Origin of the sequence: Sphingorhabdus sp. EL138 (genome assembly GCF_900258045.1) — a bacterium.
Classification (GTDB): Bacteria; Pseudomonadota; Alphaproteobacteria; order Sphingomonadales; family Sphingomonadaceae; genus Parasphingorhabdus.
The window spans coordinates 160,977-182,833 of sequence record NZ_OGVD01000004.1 but is presented as its reverse complement, the minus strand read 5'-3'; the positions used below and the strand labels follow the sequence as shown (position 1 = coordinate 182,833).

The 21,857-nt window shown below is 55.2% G+C and carries 19 protein-coding genes; 10 read left to right on the top strand and 9 right to left on the bottom strand.

The features are described 5' to 3' along the window. Positions 1–26: 26 nt before the first annotated feature. From DK507_RS10765 to DK507_RS10755, 3 genes are all read right to left on the bottom strand, one after another. The gene (locus tag DK507_RS10765; protein ID WP_109356409.1) at positions 27–1,085 is read right to left on the bottom strand and encodes a ribonucleotide-diphosphate reductase subunit beta; all 1,059 of its coding nucleotides are present in this window, start codon (positions 1,083–1,085) and stop codon (positions 27–29) included. A gap of 167 nt (positions 1,086–1,252) precedes the next feature. Beyond that, positions 1,253–3,343, bottom strand: coding sequence for a ribonucleoside-diphosphate reductase subunit alpha (locus DK507_RS10760; RefSeq protein ID WP_254054346.1), 2,091 nt, complete (start codon positions 3,341–3,343; stop codon positions 1,253–1,255). Positions 3,344–3,924: 581 nt separating this feature from the next. Beyond that, positions 3,925–4,881, bottom strand: coding sequence for an NAD(P)-dependent oxidoreductase (locus DK507_RS10755; RefSeq protein WP_109356408.1), 957 nt, complete (start codon positions 4,879–4,881; stop codon positions 3,925–3,927). Positions 4,882–5,079: 198 nt separating this feature from the next. Between DK507_RS10755 and DK507_RS10750 the strand changes: the two genes are divergently transcribed. The 4 genes from DK507_RS10750 to DK507_RS10735 all read left to right on the top strand — a co-directional run bounded on the left by DK507_RS10750 (position 5,080) and on the right by DK507_RS10735 (position 9,373). Then, positions 5,080–6,114 (top strand): rod shape-determining protein, encoded by a 1,035-nt coding sequence (locus DK507_RS10750; RefSeq protein WP_109357623.1) that lies wholly within the window; start codon positions 5,080–5,082, stop codon positions 6,112–6,114. Positions 6,115–6,218: 104 nt separating this feature from the next. Then, entirely contained in the window at positions 6,219–7,742 is a 1,524-nt protein-coding gene (locus DK507_RS10745; RefSeq protein ID WP_109356407.1) for a fumarate hydratase, read from the top strand. A 225-nt stretch (positions 7,743–7,967) separates the two neighbouring features. Further along, positions 7,968–8,459 carry a hypothetical protein gene (locus DK507_RS10740; protein ID WP_109356406.1) on the top strand — a complete coding sequence of 164 codons (492 nt, stop codon included), beginning with the start codon at positions 7,968–7,970 and terminating at the stop codon, positions 8,457–8,459. Continuing rightward, on the top strand, positions 8,456–9,373 hold the full coding sequence (locus DK507_RS10735; protein WP_109356405.1) for a DMT family transporter: 918 nt from the start codon (positions 8,456–8,458) through the stop codon (positions 9,371–9,373). Before DK507_RS10740 ends, DK507_RS10735 begins: the two co-directional genes overlap by 4 nt. Before the next feature lie 21 nt (positions 9,374–9,394). On the opposite strand, the gene DK507_RS10730 is transcribed toward DK507_RS10735, so the two are convergent. Both DK507_RS10730 and DK507_RS10725 read right to left on the bottom strand, forming a co-directional pair. Further along, positions 9,395–9,994, bottom strand: coding sequence for a GNAT family N-acetyltransferase (locus DK507_RS10730; RefSeq protein WP_109356404.1), 600 nt, complete (start codon positions 9,992–9,994; stop codon positions 9,395–9,397). Continuing rightward, positions 9,994–10,806, bottom strand: a complete 813-nt coding sequence (locus DK507_RS10725; RefSeq protein WP_109356403.1) for an SDR family oxidoreductase — start codon at positions 10,804–10,806, stop codon at positions 9,994–9,996. Before DK507_RS10725 ends, DK507_RS10730 begins: the two co-directional genes overlap by 1 nt. Before the next feature lie 61 nt (positions 10,807–10,867). Between DK507_RS10725 and DK507_RS10720 the strand changes: the two genes are divergently transcribed. From DK507_RS10720 to DK507_RS10710, 3 genes are all read left to right on the top strand, one after another. Next, positions 10,868–11,176: a hypothetical protein gene (locus DK507_RS10720; protein WP_109356402.1), complete on the top strand. Its 309-nt coding sequence runs from the start codon at positions 10,868–10,870 to the stop codon at positions 11,174–11,176. Between the two features lie 170 nt (positions 11,177–11,346). Continuing rightward, entirely contained in the window at positions 11,347–13,383 is a 2,037-nt protein-coding gene (locus tag DK507_RS10715) for a TonB-dependent siderophore receptor (RefSeq protein WP_162559011.1), read from the top strand. 54 nt (positions 13,384–13,437) lie between these two features. After that, positions 13,438–15,246: an ABC transporter ATP-binding protein/permease gene (locus DK507_RS10710; RefSeq protein WP_109356400.1), complete on the top strand. Its 1,809-nt coding sequence runs from the start codon at positions 13,438–13,440 to the stop codon at positions 15,244–15,246. 7 nt (positions 15,247–15,253) lie between these two features. Here the strand turns inward: DK507_RS10710 and DK507_RS10705 are convergent, their stop codons facing one another. The 3 genes from DK507_RS10705 to DK507_RS10695 all read right to left on the bottom strand — a co-directional run bounded on the left by DK507_RS10705 (position 15,254) and on the right by DK507_RS10695 (position 18,669). Beyond that, on the bottom strand, positions 15,254–16,777 hold the full coding sequence (locus tag DK507_RS10705; protein ID WP_109356399.1) for an acyl-CoA carboxylase subunit beta: 1,524 nt from the start codon (positions 16,775–16,777) through the stop codon (positions 15,254–15,256). Positions 16,778–16,820: 43 nt separating this feature from the next. Next, entirely contained in the window at positions 16,821–17,924 is a 1,104-nt protein-coding gene (locus DK507_RS10700) for an isoaspartyl peptidase/L-asparaginase family protein (protein ID WP_109356398.1), read from the bottom strand. Positions 17,925–18,003: 79 nt separating this feature from the next. Next, positions 18,004–18,669 (bottom strand): SDR family oxidoreductase, encoded by a 666-nt coding sequence (locus tag DK507_RS10695; protein WP_109356397.1) that lies wholly within the window; start codon positions 18,667–18,669, stop codon positions 18,004–18,006. Positions 18,670–18,786: 117 nt separating this feature from the next. Here DK507_RS10695 and ispG point away from each other — a divergent pair, with 117 nt between their 5' ends. Then, positions 18,787–19,923 (top strand): flavodoxin-dependent (E)-4-hydroxy-3-methylbut-2-enyl-diphosphate synthase, encoded by a 1,137-nt coding sequence (ispG, locus tag DK507_RS10690; protein ID WP_109356396.1) that lies wholly within the window; start codon positions 18,787–18,789, stop codon positions 19,921–19,923. Between the two features lie 48 nt (positions 19,924–19,971). After that, the gene (locus DK507_RS10685) at positions 19,972–20,265 is read left to right on the top strand and encodes a putative quinol monooxygenase (RefSeq protein WP_109356395.1); all 294 of its coding nucleotides are present in this window, start codon (positions 19,972–19,974) and stop codon (positions 20,263–20,265) included. A 4-nt stretch (positions 20,266–20,269) separates the two neighbouring features. Here DK507_RS10685 and DK507_RS10680 read toward each other — a convergent pair whose 3' ends face one another. After that, positions 20,270–20,779, bottom strand: a complete 510-nt coding sequence (locus DK507_RS10680) for an Rrf2 family transcriptional regulator (protein ID WP_174209037.1) — start codon at positions 20,777–20,779, stop codon at positions 20,270–20,272. A gap of 141 nt (positions 20,780–20,920) precedes the next feature. Between DK507_RS10680 and DK507_RS10675 the strand changes: the two genes are divergently transcribed. Further along, a complete protein-coding gene (locus DK507_RS10675) occupies positions 20,921–21,847 on the top strand; it encodes a hypothetical protein (protein WP_109356394.1) in 927 nt (308 codons plus the stop codon). Positions 21,848–21,857 lie beyond the last annotated feature (10 nt).

Sequence of the window (21,857 nt, the reverse complement as noted above, 5' to 3'; positions counted from 1 at the left end):
TCAGCAAACAAACTAAATGATATGCCCTACTCCGCAGCAACTCCCGCCTGCTCAAACATATCTTCGCCATCATCATCATTATCGGTTTCTTCGATACCGATAATCTTGCCGCCTTTGCGCTGGTCGAATGAATCCCACACTTCGTTCCAATTGCCGCGGGTGGCGCCTTTGGAATATTCGGTGGCGCGGGTTTCGAAGAAATTGGCGTGCTCGACACCGTTGAGCAATGGCGCGAGCCATGGCAGCGGGTGGTCTTCGATCATGTAAATGGGATCAAAGCCCAGCTGGCCCAGACGCCAGTCGGCAATGTAGCGGATATAGCGCTTAATCTCTTTCGCGGTCATGCCGGTCACCGGACCGTCGCTGAACGCCAGATCGATAAACGCATCTTCCAGGCGGACTGTCTTTTGGCAGCAGTCGATAATATCTTCCTTGACCTGCTTGGTCAGGCAGTCGCGCTCGTTCACAAACGTGTGGAACATTTTGACAATGCCTTCGCAGTGGAGCGATTCATCGCGCACCGACCAGCTCACAATCTGCCCCATGCCCTTCATCTTGTTGAAGCGCGGGAAGTTCATCAGCATCGCGAAGCTGGCGAACAGCTGCAGGCCTTCGGTAAAGCCGCCGAACATCGCCAGCGTCTTGGCAATATCTTCATCCGTGTCGACGCCGAATGTGCCGAGATAGTCATGCTTGTCCTTCATCTCCTCATATTCGAGGAACATGCTGTACTCGGATTCAGGCATACCAATGGTGTCGAGCAAGTGGGAATAAGCGGCGATGTGGACGGTTTCCATATTGCTGAACGCCGTGAGCATCATCTTGACTTCGGTCGGTTTAAAGACGCGCCCATATTTATCGTGATAGCAATCCTGCACCTCGACATCGGCCTGCGTGAAGAAGCGGAAAATCTGCGTCAGCAGGTTGCGCTCATGGTCGGTCAGCTTCTGCGCCCAGTCGCGGCAATCCTCGCCCAATGGCACTTCTTCCGGCATCCAGTGAATCTGCTGCTGCCGCTTCCAGAAGTCATAGGCCCATGGATATTCAAAGGGCTTGTAGGTTTTACGTGCTTCCAAAAGTGACATTTTTTCCGTTACTCCGCTTTCGTACTTTTCATCATATTATCATATGGGCGTACATCATCTGGCCACCATAGGCCGCGCGTCCTTTATAGTCTTGAAGAAAACAGCCCCCTCCCTAAAGGAGCAAACGGGAGGGGGCAGTGGGCAAACTGCCTATTATTGGCGCCTGATCATTGGCAGGCGAGACACTCGTCATAATCGGTGCTGCCTTGCGTGGTCATCAGCTCGACCTTTTTCGGATCGAGCGTATTGTCCGCCTCTACGCCCCCGCCGACATTGGCACCTTTGCTGTCGGACGCTTCTTCCTGTCCGGCAAAGCCAGCGCGCTGGATCGATTTCGAACGCAGATAATAGAGCGACTTGATGCCCAGCTCCCATGCGCGGAAGTGCAGCATCAGCAGATCCCATTTGTCGACATCCGCCGGAATGAACAGGTTCAGCGACTGCGCCTGATCAATATAGGGCGTGCGGTCGGCCGCGAGTTCAAGCAGCCAGCGCTGGTCAATCTCGAAGCTGGTTTTATACGCGTCTTTCTCTTCCGCCGAGAGGAAGTCGAGATGCTGGACGCTGCCGCCCTGCTCAAGGATCGAATTCCAGACATTGGTGCTGTCTTTGGATTTCTCAGCGAGCAGCTTTTCGAGATGCGGGTTCTTGACCACGAAGCTGCCGGACAGCGTTTTATGCGTGTAGATATTCGCCGGGATCGGTTCGATACAGGCTGATGCTCCGCCGCAGATGATCGAGATGGACGCGGTTGGTGCGATTGCCATCTTGCAGGAGAAACGCTCCATCACGCCCTGATCGGCTGCATCGGGACATGGACCGCGTTCCTTGGCAAGCATCATGCTGGCTTCGGACGCCTTGGCCGAAACATGCTTGAAGATCTTCATATTCCACGATTTTGCCAGCGCGCTTTCAAAGCCGAGGCCGCGGGCCTGCAAGAAGCTGTGGAAGCCCATGACGCCCAGACCAACACTGCGTTCGCGGCTGGCGCTATATTTGGCGCGCGCCATTTCATCGGGCGCACGGTCAATATAATCCTGAAGCACATTGTCGAGGAAGCGCATCACGTCCTCGATAAAGTCCTTGTCGACTGACCATTCGTCCCATTTTTCAAGGTTGAGTGAAGACAGGCAACACACTGCCGTCCTGTCCTCACCCAAATGATCACGACCCGTCGGCAGTGTAATTTCGGAACACAGATTGGACGTGGACACTTTCAGGCCCAGATCGCGGTGATGTTTTGGCATCATCCGGTTCACCGTGTCGTTGAAGATGATATAGGGCTCACCCGTGGCGAGACGCGTCTCGACCAGTTTCTGGAACAGCGAGCGCGCATCAACTGTGCCGCGCACTTCGCCGGTCTTGGGTGATTTCAGATCCATCTCGGTGCCGTCGCGAACCGCTTCCATGAATTCGTCGGTCAGCAATACGCCGTGGTGGAGGTTGAGAGCTTTCCGGTTAAAGTCACCGGAAGGCTTTCTGATTTCAAGAAATTCTTCAATTTCCGGATGGTTGATATCAAGATAGCAAGCCGCCGAACCACGCCGCAATGATCCCTGTGAAATGGCAAGCGTCAAGCTGTCCATCACCCGCACGAACGGAATGATGCCGGACGTCTTGCCATTCAGGCCAACCGGCTCCCCAATGCCGCGGACACTGCCCCAATAGGTGCCAATGCCGCCGCCCTTTGAGGCCAGCCAGACATTCTCGTTCCAGGTGTTGACGATCCCGCCGAGGCTGTCGTCAACGCTGTTGAGATAACAGGAGATCGGCAGGCCGCGACCGGTGCCGCCATTGGACAGCACAGGCGTTGCCGGCATGAACCAGAGCTTGGAAATATAGTCATAGAGCCGCTGGGCATGATCCTGATCATCCGCATAGGCATCGGCCACGCGGGAAAAGAGGTCCTGGAAACTCTCGTCCGGAAGCAGGTAACGGTCTTTCAGCGTCTCTTTGCCAAAATCGGTCAGCAAATCATCGCGCGCGTCATCCTGCACGATTTTGAACCGGCGTTTTTCGACGCTATGGCTGTCCCGTTCAGCCTTCAGTTCTTTCTCGTCATTTTTCTTTGTCGCCGCCGCTTCGGCTTCCGCCTTTTTGCTGATCTCCGGTTCTTTCACCGGTGCTTTCTTGGCTGTGCTTTCTGCTTTGTCTTCGGATTTGTCTTTTGGCGTGTCTAAAACTTCGGCGCCCATGTCACTCTCACTCATATCTCTACCACTATTCCCGGCATCTTCCCGGTTATCTCTAAAATCCATCAAAGCCCCCTTAATCAAACTACCAAACCAATCGTCTCGCTGGCTCTTTGACCAGCCTTAAGGTGGGTTTAATACCGGGCCATTTGTTCCTGTATTGTTCGACTCGGACAATCTCTTGCGGCCGAGCCGTTTAACATAACATTTTTACAGCCTGGGCGGGCATTTATTTTTGCCCAAAAACCCGAATAAATCGCTTGCGATTCAGGCCAAAGGGAGCCATCCACCGAGTCGGCGTTACTGGCGAGTAATACTATACGTTGGTGTGCCCCCTTGGCTTAACCACAACCTATAGTGGCTGAATCAGAATTATATGCAAGAGGGTAAATGACATTTTAACGACTCTGTTCGTCGTATAAATGAATCGCTTCGTCGACGGCCGATTCATGCTGCAGCGCAGCGACGCGTGGACCTTCTAAGCCTTGACCGGAACGCAATAGGGTGGGTCAAATTTTACAAAAAAAATATCCACAGTTCATGCACAGGTGTGAATGACTCATTTGTGACACCAGATATGGTGTTTGAATGATTCAGCGGACGGAAATTTTATTTCAAAGCTTCCGATTTTGAATCGGACAGCTCTGTCACAAAGCGGCTAATCCTTCCGCCCGGGTCGTGACGGGATGATAGCCGAGATCAGCCTGCGCCTTTGACCCATCCAATGTACAATCGCGCGACATGACCATCGCGGCATGAGCGGTCAACGGTGGGTCGCTTTTCAAACCCAATAGCCGCCATATTTTTTCCGATGCGCTTCCGGCAAAATCAGCCATGCCCGATGAAATGGACTTGTCCGCCAATGTCAGCTGTCTTGCCTGCGCCATCCCTTCGATCATATCCTTCATGCTGACGGTCCCGTCATCCAATATGAAATAAGCCTCTCCGCCACCGCCTTTGGTGAGAGCAAGATTTATGGCGTGAACCAGATTATCGATATGGGTGGTTGATGTCATTGCCTTGCCATCATTGATCCACATCCACTTGCCGCTCCTGGCCATGGCTTCGACCATGGGAAGCAAAGTTGTGTCACCCGGCCCCCAGATGAAACGCGGTCGCAAAATAATGGTTTCAAACGCCCCATCGCGATTGGCATCGCGGACGCGCTGTTCTGCCTGCGCCTTCGTTGCGCAATAGGGATAGGGCGAATCCGGAGCCAGCGGAACCGTCTCATCCGCATTGCGCACATGCTGGCCATGACAGATGCCCGCCTCTGTCCCGATATGGACGAACCGCTGCACACCGGCAGCTTGCGCCGCATCCAGCATCGCCTGCGTTCCGAGCACATTATATTTATGCCAGGCATCCTTTGGGCCCCAGGCTTCGACAAAGGCGGCGCTGTGCAGTACAATCTCGGCATCGCCAATATGTTCAGCAGTGATCGTTTCCAGATCGCAGCGCACCGGCTGAGCTCCCAGGTCGCGGATCACTGCATCTGATGCCCCGCTGCGTGACATGGCGGTGACCCGATGCCCGGCCTCAACGAATGCCTTGGTGGCCGCCCCACCGACAAAACCGGATGCGCCGGTAATAAAGATACGCATATGTCCTCTCCCACATCATTATGCCGCTCGCTTTTTTTGCGAACCGGTCTCACCCATTAGCAGATGGCCAGGAACAAACCTATTTTCGGCACAGCTCGACTAGACAGCATAGGTTCATTCGCGCCAAGCCACTATTCGGTCGACGAATATGTCACATCATTAGATGTGATCCCCCTTTTCAAAAGTAACCTATTATATATGCGTAGTTTCTTCAAACTTCAGTCGCATGATATTGCGATCGACCTCGGCACTGCCAATACACTGGTCTACCTGCGTGATCAGGGAATCGTGCTCAATGAACCGTCGGTGGTCGCGCTGGAAACCAATGACGGCGTCGCCAAAGTGCGGGCCGTGGGCGCTGATGCCAAGCTGATGATGGGCAAGACGCCTGACAATATTAAGGTCATTCGCCCACTGAAAGATGGCGTGATCGCCGATCTTGATGTGGCGGAACAGATGATCAAGCATTTCATCCATAAAGTGCATGACAAAAAAACCGGACTGCTCAGGCGCTTCGATATCGCCGTGTGTATCCCGTCCGGTTCAACCAATGTGCAGCGCCGGGCCATTCGCGACGCTGCGTCCAACGCCGGCGGATCGCGCATCTTCTTTGTCGAAGAACCGATGGCGGCGGCCATTGGTGCCGGAATACCCGTGGCGGAACCCATTGGCGCGATGGTGGTCGATATTGGCGGCGGCACGACCGAAGTCGCCGTACTATCTCTGCAGGGGCTTGCCTATAGTACGTCCGGCCGCATGGGTGGTGACAAGATTGACGATGCCATAGCCTCGCATATCCGCCGCAAACACAATCTGGCGATTGGTGAAACGACGGCGGAAACAATCAAGCATGAAATGGCAAGCGCCGTCAGCCCTGTCGATAACGGACGCACGATGCACATAAAAGGTCGTGATCTGGTCAGGGGCATGCCGCGAAAGATCATCATTACCGAAGCCGAAATTGCTTATGCGATTGCAGAGCCAGTCGGCCAGATAACCGACAGCGTCCGCAACGCCCTTGAAAACACCGCGCCAGAACTGGCCGCCGATATTGTCGATCAAGGCATTGTCCTGACCGGCGGCGGCGCACTGCTCGGACGCATTGATGAACATATTGCCGAGCAGACGGGTCTGGCCGTGACGATTGCTGATGATCCGCTGACCTGTGTTGCCAAAGGCGCTGGCCAGGCGTTTGAAGATCCCTTGTATCGCGGCGTGCTGATATCTGCATAAAGACACCGGACAACATACTCGTAACACATACAAAACTTGCCGACTTTCAACATATCCGCCAAAAGGCATCCGGATCGCATCTTTAGACCAATTCCGGAGCCCTGATGACCGTCACGATAAAAACCGCCGACTTGATTGAAAGCGTTGCCGACGCGCTGCAGTTCATCTCTTACTACCACCCGATGGATTATATCCGGGCGCTGGGCGAAGCCTATAAGGCAGAGAAATCGCCCGCAGCGAAGGACGCGATTGCGCAGATTCTCACAAATTCACGCATGTGCGCCGAGGGTCACCGGCCAATTTGTCAGGATACCGGCATTGTAAACGTCTTCGTCAAATGGGGCATGGACTGCCGTCTCGACGAGACATCGCAATCAATGCAGGAAATTGTCGATGAAGGTGTGCGCAAGGCCTATCTCCATCCGGAAAACAAGCTGCGCGCTTCGATCCTGACCGACCCCGCTTTCACGCGGCGCAATACCAAGGATAATACGCCGTCCGTGCTCCATGTAGAAATGGTGCCCGGCGACAAGGTTAGCGTTGATGTCGCTGCCAAAGGTGGCGGGTCAGAAAATAAGTCGAAATTCAAGATGATGAACCCGAGCGACAATATCGTCGACTGGGTTCTCGACATGGTGCCGCAAATGGGCGCGGGCTGGTGCCCACCGGGCATGCTCGGCATCGGCATCGGCGGGACGGCAGAGCGCGCGGTGCTGCTCGCCAAACAATCACTGATGGACCCGATTGACATGGGACAGCTGAAAGAACGCGGGCCGCGCAATGACATCGAAGAACTGCGCATCACGATATTCGACAAGGTCAACGCACTTGGAATCGGTGCGCAAGGCTTGGGCGGACTGTCCACGATCCTCGACGTCAAGATCAATGACTGGCCCTGCCATGCGGCGGGTAAACCGGTGGCGATGATCCCCAATTGCGCCGCAACCCGCCATGCGCATTTCACACTGGACGGCAGTGGGCCAGCTTATCTGGAAGCACCCAAGCTGGATGAATGGCCGGACGTCAACTGGGCGCCGTCGTCAGAAGCGAAGCGCGTTCATCTCGACCAGCTCGACGAAGCGGAAGTGGCCAGCTGGAAACATGGCGACCGTCTGCTGCTCAACGGCAAGATGCTCACCGGCCGCGACGCGGCGCACAAACGGATCAAGGACATGCTCGACAAGGGCGAAGAGCTGCCGGTCGAGTTCAAGGGGCGCGTCATATATTATGTCGGTCCCGTTGATCCGGTTGGCGAGGAAGTGGTCGGCCCCGCAGGCCCCACCACCGCGACGCGCATGGACAAGTTTACCGACATGATGCTGGAACAGGGCCTGCTCGCGATGGTCGGCAAGGCCGAACGCGGACTGGATACAATCGGCTCGATCAAGAAACATAAAAGCGCCTATCTGATGGCCGTGGGCGGCAGCGCCTATCTCGTCAGCCGCGCGATCAAGGGATCAAAAGTCGTCGGCTTTGAAGACCTGGGCATGGAAGCGATTTACGAGTTTGAGGTGCAGGATATGCCGGTGACGGTTGCCGTCGATGCGGAGGGGCAAAGCGTTCACCATCTCGCGCCTTTGGTCTGGCAGGAAAAGATCAAGAAAGAGGGGTTGTTGGAAGGGGTCTAGAAACCAAGATTGTAGTCTCCCAAACCATGCTCTCAATAGGTGGCTCCACTAATTTTGGAGACGTAAAATGTCCTATAAGAGCAGAGCAATCAGAGAGAAATGGTTCCGTCCAAAGATCAGCTCATCAGAAAACAATGGTCTCTCTCCTTGCGCAAACAGGTATCGCCATAAGAAGCGTCCCACGGTCAAAAATGAGAAAATAAGCCACAACGATTACTCCCTATAATGAAAGAAGATATCAAACTCTATTCTCCCATGAAGCCAATTCCGCTCGCCAAGGAGCTGAAGGCGGAAATGAAGAAGCGAAAGAAGCGCAAGGACCATCATGTCTTTGGCGGCGGAACCGAGCGCAAGATGTTCCTTACCTATCGGCGTCCGGGATTCAAAAATGGAGGGGAGCCTTATTTAAAGGCCAAGATGCGTGAACATGACGGCGGCACTTTGATTGAAGGCACGATGCGTCAGGGCAAGGCCATGCCTTTCTTCCTGTTCTGGAATGGCTTTGTCGGCTTATTTTTTCTGTTCTCGCTCTTTTTATGGTTCGTCGATGATGCACCGATATTTTTTAATCTGATCTTTTCGGGCATACCGGCGGTGATGCTCGCTATTGGCCTGACCGCCGCCTACAAGACCCGCAATGATCCGCCGGAAGACCCCGGCACGCCCCAGAATATACTGGATTTTCTTGCCGAAACCGTGGACGCGCGGCCCCTTTGACCTTTCCTATCTGGATACCTGCGGCCCTGCTGGCCGCCCTGTTTCTCGCGTGGCGAATGGCGGTGCAGCAGCGCATTCGCGCGGAAATGTCGGTCAATGCGGCGGCGCTGTCGCGCTTCTTCTTTGGCTGGCCGATCGCCTGCGCCATGCTCACCAGCTATATGGCCGCGACAGGTCGTAGCGCCCTGCCCCCGCTGGACACGTCCTTCTGGTGGTTCGCATGGGCAGCCGGCTTTGCCCAGATGCTGGCGACCAACCTGATCATCATGTCCTTTGGCTTCCGTAATCTGGTCAGCGGCACCGCCTATATGAAGGTCGAAACCCTGATCGTGGCCTTTCTCGGGTGGCTGATCCTTGGCGAAACATTGGCACCGCTGGCCTGGCTGGGCATCGGCATCGCGTTTCTGGGTATCTTGTCCGTCTCCGTCGAGGGCGGAGCGCGCGGCCTGCTGCAATGGCTCCGCGGTCTTAAGCAACCGGCGGCACTCACTGGTCTGAGCGCGGGGTTCCTATTCGCGCTGACCGCCATTTTCATCAAACAATCAGCCAACGCAGTCCCCGATGTCGAGCGCACCTATGCCGGCCTGATCGTTCTCACTGCCGTGCTTGGCTTTCAGGCATTGATGCAAGGACTCTATGTTATCATCCGCGAACCGGACCAGTTCCGCGCAATGCTGAAACGCTGGCGTGTGACGGCACAAGTGGGTGTGCTCGCCGCCACCGCGTCAGCAGGCTGGTTCATCGCCTATGCCCATGCGCCTGTTGCACTGGTCGGGATCGTTGGCCAGACGCAGATATTATATACGCTCGGCTTTGGACGTTTCTATTTGAAGGAACCCCTGAGCAGGCGCGAACTTACCGGCATTTTGCTTGTCGGGATCGGCGTCACCATGGCGCTGGCTTCAACCCTTTAGGCATCTGCCCGACTGTTCCGTTTATCTTGGCTCCCGCCACATGGCTTCAAGCGGCGGACCGCCCTCCCCACAGGCAAAAATCTCTCGCCGCTCAAATCCATGATGGGAGTAGAAACCATGATTGTCCGGGTTGCTGTTTTCCAGATAGCAAGGAATGGCTTGGGCATCGCAAGCCTGGAGAACCGGCGCCAATAAAGCTTTGCCTAGCCCGGTACCGCGCGCCGTTTTTCGTGTTCCGATAGTGAACAGGTAACAATGGGGCTCGCGGGGATGATGCTTGTCCATGATGTCGCCCGCTGCCATGGCCCGTTTGAGGCCGCCGGCGCTGCCGTGAATCAACTGCCCAACCGCAAAACGGACCATTGCGAGCATGCCCATATTCCCCGATTGATCCGGCGCAAGCCACATGGTTGCCCCCTCATTACCCGCAAGGTGGCAAAATCCATTCCGCGCATAGATTTCGCGTGCGAGTACGCGAAAGGATGCTTGGATGGCCTGCTGGCTGTCGAACATCCATGTGTTTACCGGGTCCTCGGCAAAGGCCTCGGCAGTGATATCGGCGAGCTGACGCCAATCAGCAGGCGTGGCACGGGTTAGCCCATTGGGCAGATCAATATCCATCAGCTTTGCATCTCCGCAAAAAATCTCTGCACATCATAAACCTCGTCCCCCTCGCTGCGCGGCGCATATTTGTCGAAAGCCTTTTTCATTTCGTCATAACGCTCGTCGAAGCGGACGACATTATAGCCGTGGCTGACAACATAATATTCGCCGGCCTCAATCTGCGGCGCAATGATCTTCGCATATTCCGCCGTGTCCATGGCCACAGGAATCTTCTGATTGGCTTCTGACAGCTCGGACTTCACCCAGCCGGGGATGATGACCCCGGTAGTCAGCCAGTCGGGCGCTTCCCTGCGTAGCACATCCATCAGGCCGAATATGGCATGCTTGCTTGACACATAGGCGCCGCCGCCAAATGGGAAGGCATTGAACAGCGCGTTTTCCGACGCGACGGAATAGATTGCGGAAGGCTTTTCCTCGGCGCGGAAGCGTCGGCCAAATTCGGAAATGGCGGACCACATGCCCCAGAAATTCACTTCAAATATTCGCCGCGCTTCCGCCGGGTCGGTCTTGATCACCGATTTCATCGAGCCGCCAATGCCGGCATTGTTGATCAACAAATCCGCCCGACCGTTTTCCGCCCATGCAAAGTCGGCCAGCGCTTCGATGTCTTCCGGCCTGGTCACGTCGCCAACTTGATATTTCGCGTCCACACCCTCTTGGATCAATTGGCTAACGGCTTCCTTTAACCTGTCTTCGCGTGGTTCAAACAGGATGATCCGGGAACCTGCCTTTCCCATCTCGCGTGCCAGGGCAAAACCGATACCGGTCGCGCCGCCTGTGATCACGGCTGTCTTTCCTGCAAATTCCATTTCACCCTCCCAAACCCGGTGACTGTCACATGAAAACCACCATGACAAATTATCGCCGGGAATGACTGACAATAGCACCAAGAATACCTATATAAAGGCCATGTATGTTTTCATCATCTTTATCTGCGGTATCGGCAATTTCGCCATGCACAAGGCAATGATGGAGAGCGACCATCCGATGATCACCGAAGCGCGGGGCAGTTTTTCGAAGCTGCTGGGTCCCTATGGCAGCTATATATTGGAGTTTGCAATGCTTGCTGCAGCGCTGATCTTCGCCAATATGGGAATGCTCAGCGCTGTATTCTTCTATGGCATTTACACATTGGCCAACTGCGCCGGTGCATATGTCCTCTTCTCAAACAAACATTAAGATAGAACAGTTTATTGCAGCATCTTGTGAAATTGCACTGCAAAGTTGTTGATCCGACTACAGATGTAGTTTGTCGAAATACGGTATCTCGTGTAACCAACCGGCCATAGCAAACGGACAAGAAACATACGAAATATACAGAGACCTAATTCCGGTAAGGGGGGATTATCTTGAACAAAACCACGTGGTTATCTTTGGCTATTGCAATTTCCGCGGTGCCATCCGCTGCATTGGCGCAAACGGCAACAAGTACCAATAGCAACCTGCAACCACGGACGGAAAATGGGCGTCAGATTTACGATGTCGGACAATTTGCGCGGTTCAACCCCCGTACCGCACTGGATATCGTGCAGCAAGTACCTGGCTTTATCATTGATACTGGTGACGAAGATGCACGCGGGTTGGGACAGGCAGACGAAAATGTCTTGATCAATGGCGCGCGGATTGCCGGCAAGAATAATGACGCTTTCACCGTTTTGGGTCGCATATCAGCTGCCAGCGTATTGCGCGTCGAGATTGTCGATGGTGCAACACTTAGTATTTCCGGTTTATCGGGCCAGGTGTTGAATCTGGTTACCAGCAGTGACGGTGCGACAGGAATAACCGGCAATTTCAAATGGCGACCACAATGGCGGCGGGCAGGAAGCGACTGGTTTGACGGCGAGGTATCGATTAGCGGCAAGATCGGCAAAGGCGATTTTACCATTGCCGTCCAGAATGAAAGCTTTCGCAATGGAGCGCGGGGACCGGAGCGAGTCACCAACGGACAAGGCGAACTGCTATTTGAACGCTTTGAAACCGGCCAGCCGCAGGCTGATGCTCCAACGATCAATGCCTCCTACAGCCGGACCAGCGATGCCGGATCGGTCTTCAACATCAGCGGTGAATATGGAATCGATCATTTTCGCCAGCGCGTCGAAACTTTGCGGACGCAGGCCGGAGTGCCGGATATTTTCGAACTGTTTACCCGCCGCGAAAGGGAATGGAACGCAGAATTCAGCGCAGATTATGAATTTGATCTGGGTGGCGGCCGGTTGAAACTGATAGGGCTGCAACGGCTGGAGCACAGCCCGACCAGGGATTTTTTCAGCCGTACTTTTACCGATGGTGTTACTGAACCTTTCATAAGCGCCTTTAACCGCACAGTGGATGAAGGAGAATCGGTGCTGCGTGCCGAATATGGCTGGCAGACCGCTGGCGGAACCGACTGGGGTTTCAGCCTGGAGGGCGCATATAATTTCCTTGAAAGCGAGGCCGATAGAGGGGGCGATAGCAATACCCGTGTTGAAGAGAAAAGAGGCGAATTCATAACAACTTATGGGCGATCTTTGTCTGAAAACTTAACGCTGCAAGCCGCTCTTGGAGGCGAGTATAGCGAGATCAGTCAAGGCGATCTCACCCGGTCTTTCATCCGGCCTAAAGGGTCCGTTGCCCTGGCCTGGAGACCGGCCGCAGATTTTGATCTCAGTTTCAAATTGTCCCGGGAAGTGGATCAGCTCGACTTTTTTGATTTTGTCGGCTCGGTCGAGGTATCGAATGATGTTCAGACCGCAGGCAATACCAATCTGGTGCCGCCGCAAAAATGGCGTGCGGAACTGGAGGCAACCAAGAAACTCGGCGCTTTCGGTTCTGCCACGGTCACTTTTTTTGGTGAGAAGATCAACGATATTGTTGATACCTTCCCAATTGATGACATACGCGAAGCCCGCGGCAATATTGGCAGCGCGGACCGCTATGGTATTGAACTGGTCTCCACCCTGTTATTCGACCCAATCGGCTGGAAAGGGGCGAAGCTGGATATCGAAGTCGAGGGAGTGAACAGCAGCGTCCGCGACCCGATCACCCTACGGAATCGGCGGATCGGACAGGATGATCGCTACAGCTATGAGATCACGCTTCGACATGACATTCCCGATACAGACTGGGCCTGGGGCGCCGGCATCGAAGATTCCGATGATGTCGCCAATATCCGTCTCGATCAGATAGCCGATTTTGATACGCTCGCTCCCTATTCGTGGATTTTTGTGGAGCACAAGGATGTTTTGGGTCTGACCGTAAACGCCAATCTGGGTAACTTGTTCGACCTTGGCGAACGGTTTGTGCGCACCGATTACGTCAATCGGCGAGATGGGCCGATTGACTTTATCGAAGACCGCACACGGAGATTCGGTCTTGTTTACCGGTTGACCATTAGCGGCAGTTTCTAAAGTCCCGCAGCGCCGCACATAGACAAGCGCCGATAGCATCCCTACATCCTAGGAATGCCACCAGACCAAAGCACGAAGGGTCAAATCGACCCGCCGATGATTCCGACGCTAAAGCGCTTCATGCCCTATTTGTGGCCAAAGGATGAGCCTGCTCTGCGCGTGCGCATTGTCATCGCCGGATTGCTGGTGCTCTGCGCCAAGGCAGCCGTACTATCCATGCCCTTTGCCTATAAAGCTGTCGTCGACGGGATGACTGCCGGAACCGAGGCGGCGCTCACCGTGCTGCTCGCTTTGGTCGCTGCCTATGGACTGGCGCGCTTTGGTCAGGTGATGTTCGACAATCTGCGCAACATTGTCTTTGAAAAGGTCGGGCAGGAAGCCGCGCGGCGTCTTGCCACAAATGTCTTTGCGCACTTGCATCAGCTGTCGCTGCGCTTCCATCTGGGTCGACGCACTGGCGAGATTACGAAAGTCATCGAACGGGGAACGAAGAGTATCGACATCATGCTCTATTTTCTGCTGTTCAACATCGCCCCGACATTAATCGAGCTGATCGCGGTGCTGGTCATTTTTCAGGTGAAATTCGGCTTTGGTCTGGTCGCCGCAACCGTCGCAATGGTGGCCATCTATATTACATTCACCCGCAAGGTAACTGACTGGCGCAACGCTCTGCGTGCGGAAATGAATGATATGGATACACGGGCGATTGGCCGTTCCGTCGATGCGCTGCTTAACTACGAGACCGTGAAATATTTTACCGCCGAAAAACGTGAGGGCGAACGATATAACCGGGCAATGCAGGATTGGGCCAATGCGGCGGTCAAATCGGAAAATTCTCTGGGCATGCTCAATATCGGGCAATCGATCATCACCAACCTGACCATGTTCGGGGCGATGAGCTACAGCGTCTATGGCTGGAGCCAGGGACAGCTTACGGTCGGTGACCTGGTACTGGTCAACGCGCTCCTGATGCAACTGTTCCGGCCGCTGGATCTGCTGGGTATGGTTTATCGCACCATCCGTCAGGGTCTGGTGGATATGGACGCGATGTTCAAACTGATCGACACCGATCCCGAGATCACGGACAAACCGGATGCAGCAACACTGAATGTCAGTTCCGGCCGGGTGACATTCGAGGATGTCGCTTTTGCCTATGATGAGGATCGCGCCATCCTCCATGGCCTTGGTTTTGAAGTGCCACCCGACGGAACACTGGCCATTGTCGGGCCTTCGGGTGCTGGCAAATCCACCCTCGCGCGGCTGCTGTTCCGCTTTTATGATCCGCAGGCCGGGCGCATTCTGATCGATGGTCAGGATATTTCCAATGTCACCCAGAACAGCCTGCGCGGCGCCATTGGCATCGTGCCGCAGGACAGTGTGCTGTTCAACGACACGATCGGTTACAATATCGGCTATGGCCGCGAAGGCGCCACCCAGGCGGAGATCGAAGAAGCAGCGCGCGGGGCTGCGCTGGATGGCTTTATCGCCAAGCTTCCGGACGGTTATGATACGCAGGTCGGCGAGCGCGGTCTCAAACTGTCCGGTGGTGAGAAACAGCGCGTAGCCATCGCCCGGACCTTGCTCAAAAACCCGCCCGTGCTGATATTGGACGAGGCAACATCGGCGCTCGACAGCCGCACCGAAGATGAGATTCAAGCAACACTCGCCAAAATCTCGGAACGCCGCACCACCCTGATCATCGCCCACCGGCTGTCAACTATCACCCATGCTGACGAGATTATCGTTCTCAACGAAGGCCGGATTGCAGAGCGTGGCAATCACCGTGCACTGCTTGCCGAAGAGGGTCTCTATGCGGAAATGTGGCAAAGACAGGCGGAGGACCGGCAATTGGAAGAGGTCTAGAGAAGCTCTATTCGACCCCTAATTTCCGCCACGCCAGATCGGCAAATTCGCATAGCAGCGGTCTTGTCTCCCGCGGGTCGATGATATCCTCGACGCTAAACTGCTCCGCCGTGCGGAACGGGGATGTCACCTGATTGAGTTTGGCCTTGATCTCTTCCAGCCGGGCCGCTGGATCCTCAGACGCCTCAATGTCTGCCTTGTAAGCAACCTCCAGCCCGCCTGCGATGGGCAGTGATCCCCAGTCGCCGCTCGGCCACGCAAAACGATATTGGAAATTTTCCGCATTGGACATCGCGCTGCCCGCAATACCGTAGGCCCGCCGCACGATGATGCTGGCCCATGGCACGGTTGCTTTATAGACCGCGTTCATCGCCTGCACACCATAGCGGATCGTGCCGGTGCGTTCGGCATCTTCGCCGATCATGAAACCCGGATTGTCGACCAGATGAACCACAGGCAGACGGAACTGGTCCGCCAGCTTTGCAAAACGCTCGACCTTTTCCGATGACTTGGCTTCCCAGCTACCACCCAGAAAACTGGGGTCATTGGCCAGCACCGCCACCGGATAACCATCCAGCCTCGCAAATGCCGTAATAGCCGCCCTGCCCCAACGTTTGCCCATCTCGAAAACCGAGCCCTTGTCGAAAACCGAGTCCATGATCTTGCGCATGGAATAGACTTCCTTGTCACCGCGCGGAACGGCCGAGAGCAAGGCTTCATCGCGCCGGCCGGCAGGATCGCCCGTAACCACCCGTTCGGCCCGCTGGTTGATATTGCTCGGCAGATAAGACAGGAATTTGCGCGCTGTGGCGAAAGCCTCGGCCTCGCTGGCGACCTCCTCATCAACAACGCCATTTCGGGTGTGAATCTCGCTGCCGCCCAATTCTTCTTTGGTCAGGTTGTCACCAATGGCGGCCGCAACGGCAGGACCAGCAGCAAATAACTGCGACAACCCGCGCACCATGATGGAGTAGTGACTCGCCACAGTCCGGGCAGCGCCCATACCTGCTGTCGGTCCTAGCGCCAGCGCCACGACGGGTACTGTTTCCTGATTTTTGATAATATCTTCCCAACCGGGCACTGCAGGGACATAGGTAAAGCCCATATCCTCCAGCGATTTGACGGAACCGCCACCGCCGGTGCCATCCATCATGCGGATCATGGGGATGCCCAGCGTATGGGCCATTTTTTCGCATTGCGTGAATTTGCGATGTAGTGCCGCATCCGCCGCGCCGCCGCGAACGGTAAAGTCATCGGCACTCGCAACCACCGGACGCCCTTCGATATTGGCACGGCCGAAAATCAGATTGCTTGGCGCAAAATCCTCAAATTCCGCTTTTTCGTTATAGGTCCCGCGCCCGGCAATCTTGCCAATCTCGCGAAAACTGCCTTCATCGACAATTCCGGCTATCCGCGCCCGGGCATCAAGCTTGCCGCGCCCATGCTGGCGAGAGACTTTCTCCTCGCCACCCATTTTTTCTGCCAGCCGCTGCCGCTCGCGCAGCTCTTCAATTTCCGGTTTCCATGTCATGCGCCCGGTTTAACCGAGTGATTAAGTGAGGGGAAGCAGGAATCTACTCTTCGTCACCATATATGGATACACTTGTTGTACCATCGCTCGTCGCGCGACCCCGGTACATGCCCGGCGTATTGAAACTATAGCCTGCCTGACCCCATGGCGTTGCATAAATGATACCGCCGGTACCTCCAATACCTCCGAGTTCCGCCATCACATCATCGGCGATTTCCTGCACTTCCGCGTCGTCCAGGATAAATTCACTAGCATGGATCAAGTAACTATAGTTGCCGTCCTTGTCCTTTGGCACCGTAGTCTGTGCCTCTTCGATCGCGGCGGGGAAGCGCATTCGGATGCGCGTGCAGATTTCATGGGCGACGCCCAATCGGATGAAATATTCACCGGCACCGGTCGCTGATATGGCGCAGCTGCGATTATCGGCATAGGTGCCCGCGCCAACTACCGGGCTGTCACCAATCCGGCCCCATCTCTTGCCAGTCATCCCGCCAGTGCTGGTGCCGGCAGCCATATTGCCTTTGCTGTCCATCGCAACGGCCCCGACGGTACCGAATTTATGATCGATATCGGCAGCGCTGACTTGCTGAGCCAGCACATCTTCAATCTGTTTGAGACGACGCGGCGTGGCATAATAGTCGGGTGTCACCTGCTCCAGGCCCTGTTCGCGGCTGAACTGGTCGGCACCCTTGCCGGACAGCATTACATGCGGGCTGTTATTCTTGACCGCCCGGGCCAGCAATATCGGGTTCTTCGTTGCTGTGACACCGGCGACGGCGCCAGCTGACAAGTCGCTGCCATCCATGATGCTGCTATCCAGCTCGTTGGTCTTGTCCCACGTGAAAACCGCGCCTTTACCGGCGTTGAAATTGGGATCATTCTCCAGAAGCACTATGGTTGCGGTAATTGCGTCCATTGCGCTGCCACCGGCTTTCAGAATTCTGGATCCTTCGGCCAGTGCCTTGTTCAGGGCAGTCCGGATTTCTGCGTCTTTTTCAGGTGTGATCTTTTCACGCTCAATCGTCCCGGCACCGCCATGAATGGCAATGGACCAGTTTACTTCCCGATCCGTTTGGGCTGACGCACTGTTGCAGAGGGCCAGTGCGGCCATCGTTAAAACCGGTGCGATAATTGCGAATTTGAACATGATACGGCTCCTTTGGGTACAGATGTAGCACCAATAATCAGAGCCGCAACCATTGTGATATGGTCATGCGCCACCAAAATTACCATGGTATTTCGCGCCCGCTATAGTCATGAAAACTACCTGTCTGCATGTGGCTGGTCTGATCAATCACTTGACGCATACCACTGACACTTTCCTGCGGGGTCAAGTCGGCATGAGCACCACCCATATCGGTCTGGACCCAGCCGGGATGCATCATGGTGAGGGTCAGTCCTTCGTCCTTCCACTGATTGGACAGCGACTTCCACGCCTGGTTCACCGCCGCCTTGCTGGAACGATAATACATCATCTCACCGCTGTCATTTTCAGTAATACTGCCGACCTGGCTGGAGATCACGACCATCTTCTTGTCATTTGACTTGGCAACATTGTCTTTGAGCGCATTGGCAAGCTTTACCGGCGCGACGACATTGACATTGAATAGCTCCAACCAGCCATCGCGATCAAATTCCTGCGGACCGAAAATACCGGCATTGTTAATGTAAAGGTCAACCGGCTGGTCGCCGAGTTGGTTCATGAAACTTGCGACACTATCGTCATCTGCCGCATCCAGTTGCATCGTCTTTGCATTGTTGATCGCGTTCAGCTCTGTGGCTTTTTCCGGTTCGCGCGCCGTGCCAATGACGTCCCATCCATTGTCTGCATATTGTTTGGCCATTTCCAGCCCAATGCCGCGATTGGCGCCGGTTATCAGAACAGTTCCCATGATTATTTCCTCTATAATATTGTGCTTTTTTGGGATGCAGACGCAATCGCCCCTCGCACCAGCGGTATGAAACCGCTATATAGCACGGAACGAGCAATATTGTGACAGGTTCCCATCATGACAGCCGATAATCCCTCCCTGCGTCCATGGCGCGATATAGAGCGCCGCAAGAGCCGCCAGATCATGGTCGGTGACGTGCCGGTGGGCGGGGATGCACCGATTACCGTGCAGACGATGACCAACACACTGACCAGCGACCCCAAGGCAACCATTGATCAGATCCGCCGTTGCGAAGAGGCCGGTGTCGATATCATTCGTGTGTCCTGCCCTGATGTCGAGAGCACGACCGCGCTGAAACAGATTGTCCGCGCCAGCCGGGTACCAATCGTCGCGGATATTCACTTTCATTATAAGCGCGGCATCGAAGCCGCCGAGGCGGGCGCGGCCTGCCTGCGGATCAATCCCGGCAATATCGGCAACGCCGCGCGGGTCAAGGAAGTGGTCGATGCGGCCAAAGCCAATGGCTGCGCGATCCGTATCGGGGTCAATGCCGGCAGTCTGGAAAAAGATCTGCTTGAAAAATATGGCGAGCCTTGTCCTGAGGCGCTGGTCGAAAGCGCGCTCGATCATATCAAGATTTTGCAGGATCATGATTTTCACGAATATAAGGTCGCAGTGAAGGCATCCGATGTGTTTTTAGCCGTCGCCGCTTATTCGCAGCTTGCTGATGCGGTGGATTGTCCGCTGCATCTGGGCATTACCGAAGCAGGCGGTCTGATCGGCGGAACGGTCAAAAGTTCGATCGGCATGGGCAATTTGCTGTGGGCTGGCATTGGCGACACGATCCGCGTGAGCTTGTCCGCCGAGCCGGAAGAAGAAGTGCGGGTTGGTTATGAAATGCTCAAATCCCTTGGTTTGCGCACCCGCGGCGTCCGTGTCGTGAGCTGCCCCAGCTGTGCGCGGCAAGGCTTTGATGTGATCCGCACGGTCCAGACTTTGGAAGAACGATTGCAGCATATCCGCACTCCTTTGTCGCTCTCCGTCCTCGGCTGTGTCGTCAACGGCCCCGGGGAAGCGCGCGAGACCGATATCGGCATAACCGGCGGCGGCGCGGGCAAACATATGGTGTATCTGTCCGGCGTGACCGATCATCATGTTGCTGATGGCGATATGGTCGACCATATCGTGAAGCTGGTCGAAGACAAGGCGGCGGAGATTGAGGCGGCGACGGAACAGGTCGAAGCGGCAGAGTAAAACAGGGATAATCAAGCGGGGGCTTACTAAAACGAAAGTCTCGAATATATGACCAATACGCTTTTCGGTTTTGCCAAAATCAAACCCAAAACCGACAATTATGACGATGCGAGGGATGCAATTTTAGGCATCGTATCGGAAACAAGAGCCGAGCCCGGATGCATCGAATTTACCGTCCTAACGGATGCAGATCAGGGCCACATCTTCCTCTATGAAGAATGGCAGGATGAAGCGGCCCTGCAAGAGCATCATAGCAAGCCATATACCAAGGCGGTGATGGATAATTATGATAATTGGCTGGCCGAGCCTTTGCGGTTTGAAACGATGATCAAGCTTGTGTGACTGGCTAGGCGCTTTTCTCGCTCAGCGGTTCGGCCTCTGCAGTCAGCCAACTCACAATGTCCAAGAGATGTTCCGGCTGAGAATCGTTGACAACCTGGCCCGCCAGATCAGCCAGCGACACTGCGGCCAAACTGTCTCGAAACGCCTGCTCTGCAGAAGCAAAGGCAGCGGCAATCTGACAGGGCCGTTTGCAGTCTTCGGGTTTCAGACCACATGGGCCGTTTTGACGAATTTCGGTGCACCGGAATGCCGGACCTTTCCCATCAACCGCGGCGGTAATATCCCATAGCGTAATCTCGTCAGCCGGTTTGGCGAGGCGATAGCCGCCGTGCGCGCCGCGTGATGTTTGCGTGATCCCGGCCTTGCTTAAGGCTTGTAGCTGCTTCGCCATATAGGGCGCTGGCACTCCATGATAGCGCGCCAGGGCTTCCGCCTTCAGACCGCGACCGGGGGGAAGGCCATTCAGCAACGCAGCGGCGTGCGCCGCCCATTCAACACCCTTGGAAATCTGCATCGTCTACCTGTTTTCTTCCCTTATTCCGATACTTCATATCCGAATAAGATCCTCGCGGCAATTTCCCAGCTTCATATTGACAATATTTCTTATTCGGATATTTATTATCTGAATTAAAGAGACTCAGATAGGGAATTTGTCATGCAAACCGGAAAACCCGACTTTCTCGACAGGCTGACGCAGTTTTTGGTCCTCGCCGTTGGCATAGGCGCGCTGTTTTTTGGGATGTTCATGATCATCAGTCCGCTCGACTGGTACACCGCGATCCCCACCGTCATCACCACTGGCCCGCCCAATAAGCACTTTATTCGTGATATCGGGATTGCCTATGCAACTTGCGGAATCATTCTGCTCTATGCCAGCGCCAGCCTTCATATGCGCTGGATGGCCGCTTTGGCTGGCGGTCTGTGGCTTTCCTTGCACGGGATATTGCATATATACGAGGTGTCAGTCGGCATCTGTTCGCCCGCGATTTTCTGGGCCGACGCTCCCGGTGTACTGGGTCCGCCGCTGCTCGTGTTGATCGCAGTCGCTATTCTATTCTTTCGTCAGCGCATCGTGCCAGCAGGCGTGCCCGACCGTCTCTTTTTGGCGATGGTAGATCGGATGTCCCCCGGCGAAAGCGCCTATATCCACGAGGTCGCCAGTGCGCCCGGACACATGCTTGAGAAGTTTAAGCATTTCATGCCCGCAAGCAATCACCGTTATGAAGCCAGTGCAGACCTGTTATCCGCCACTCGGATTGGCGCTGTGCTGGTTGAGGATTGCGGACCCTGCGCAATTACCGCTGCGCACGGCGCATTGGCGGAAGGATTGCCGAGAGATGAGGTCAACGCCATGCTGACCGGCAAGCTGTCCGGCGAAAACAAGCTGGCTTTTGATTTCGGTCAGGCCATTGCGCGGCAATCTGCGGAGGCGGACGAGCTTGGGCTAAGCATCGAGCAGCAATTCGGGCGCGGCGTCCGGCGGGAGCTTGCCATGGCTGCGGCGATGGTCAGGGCCTATCCCGCCATGAAGCGCGGCCTTGGCCTCACGACCGCCTGTTCCCTCACCCCGCTGGAAGTTTGATTGCCCTCTT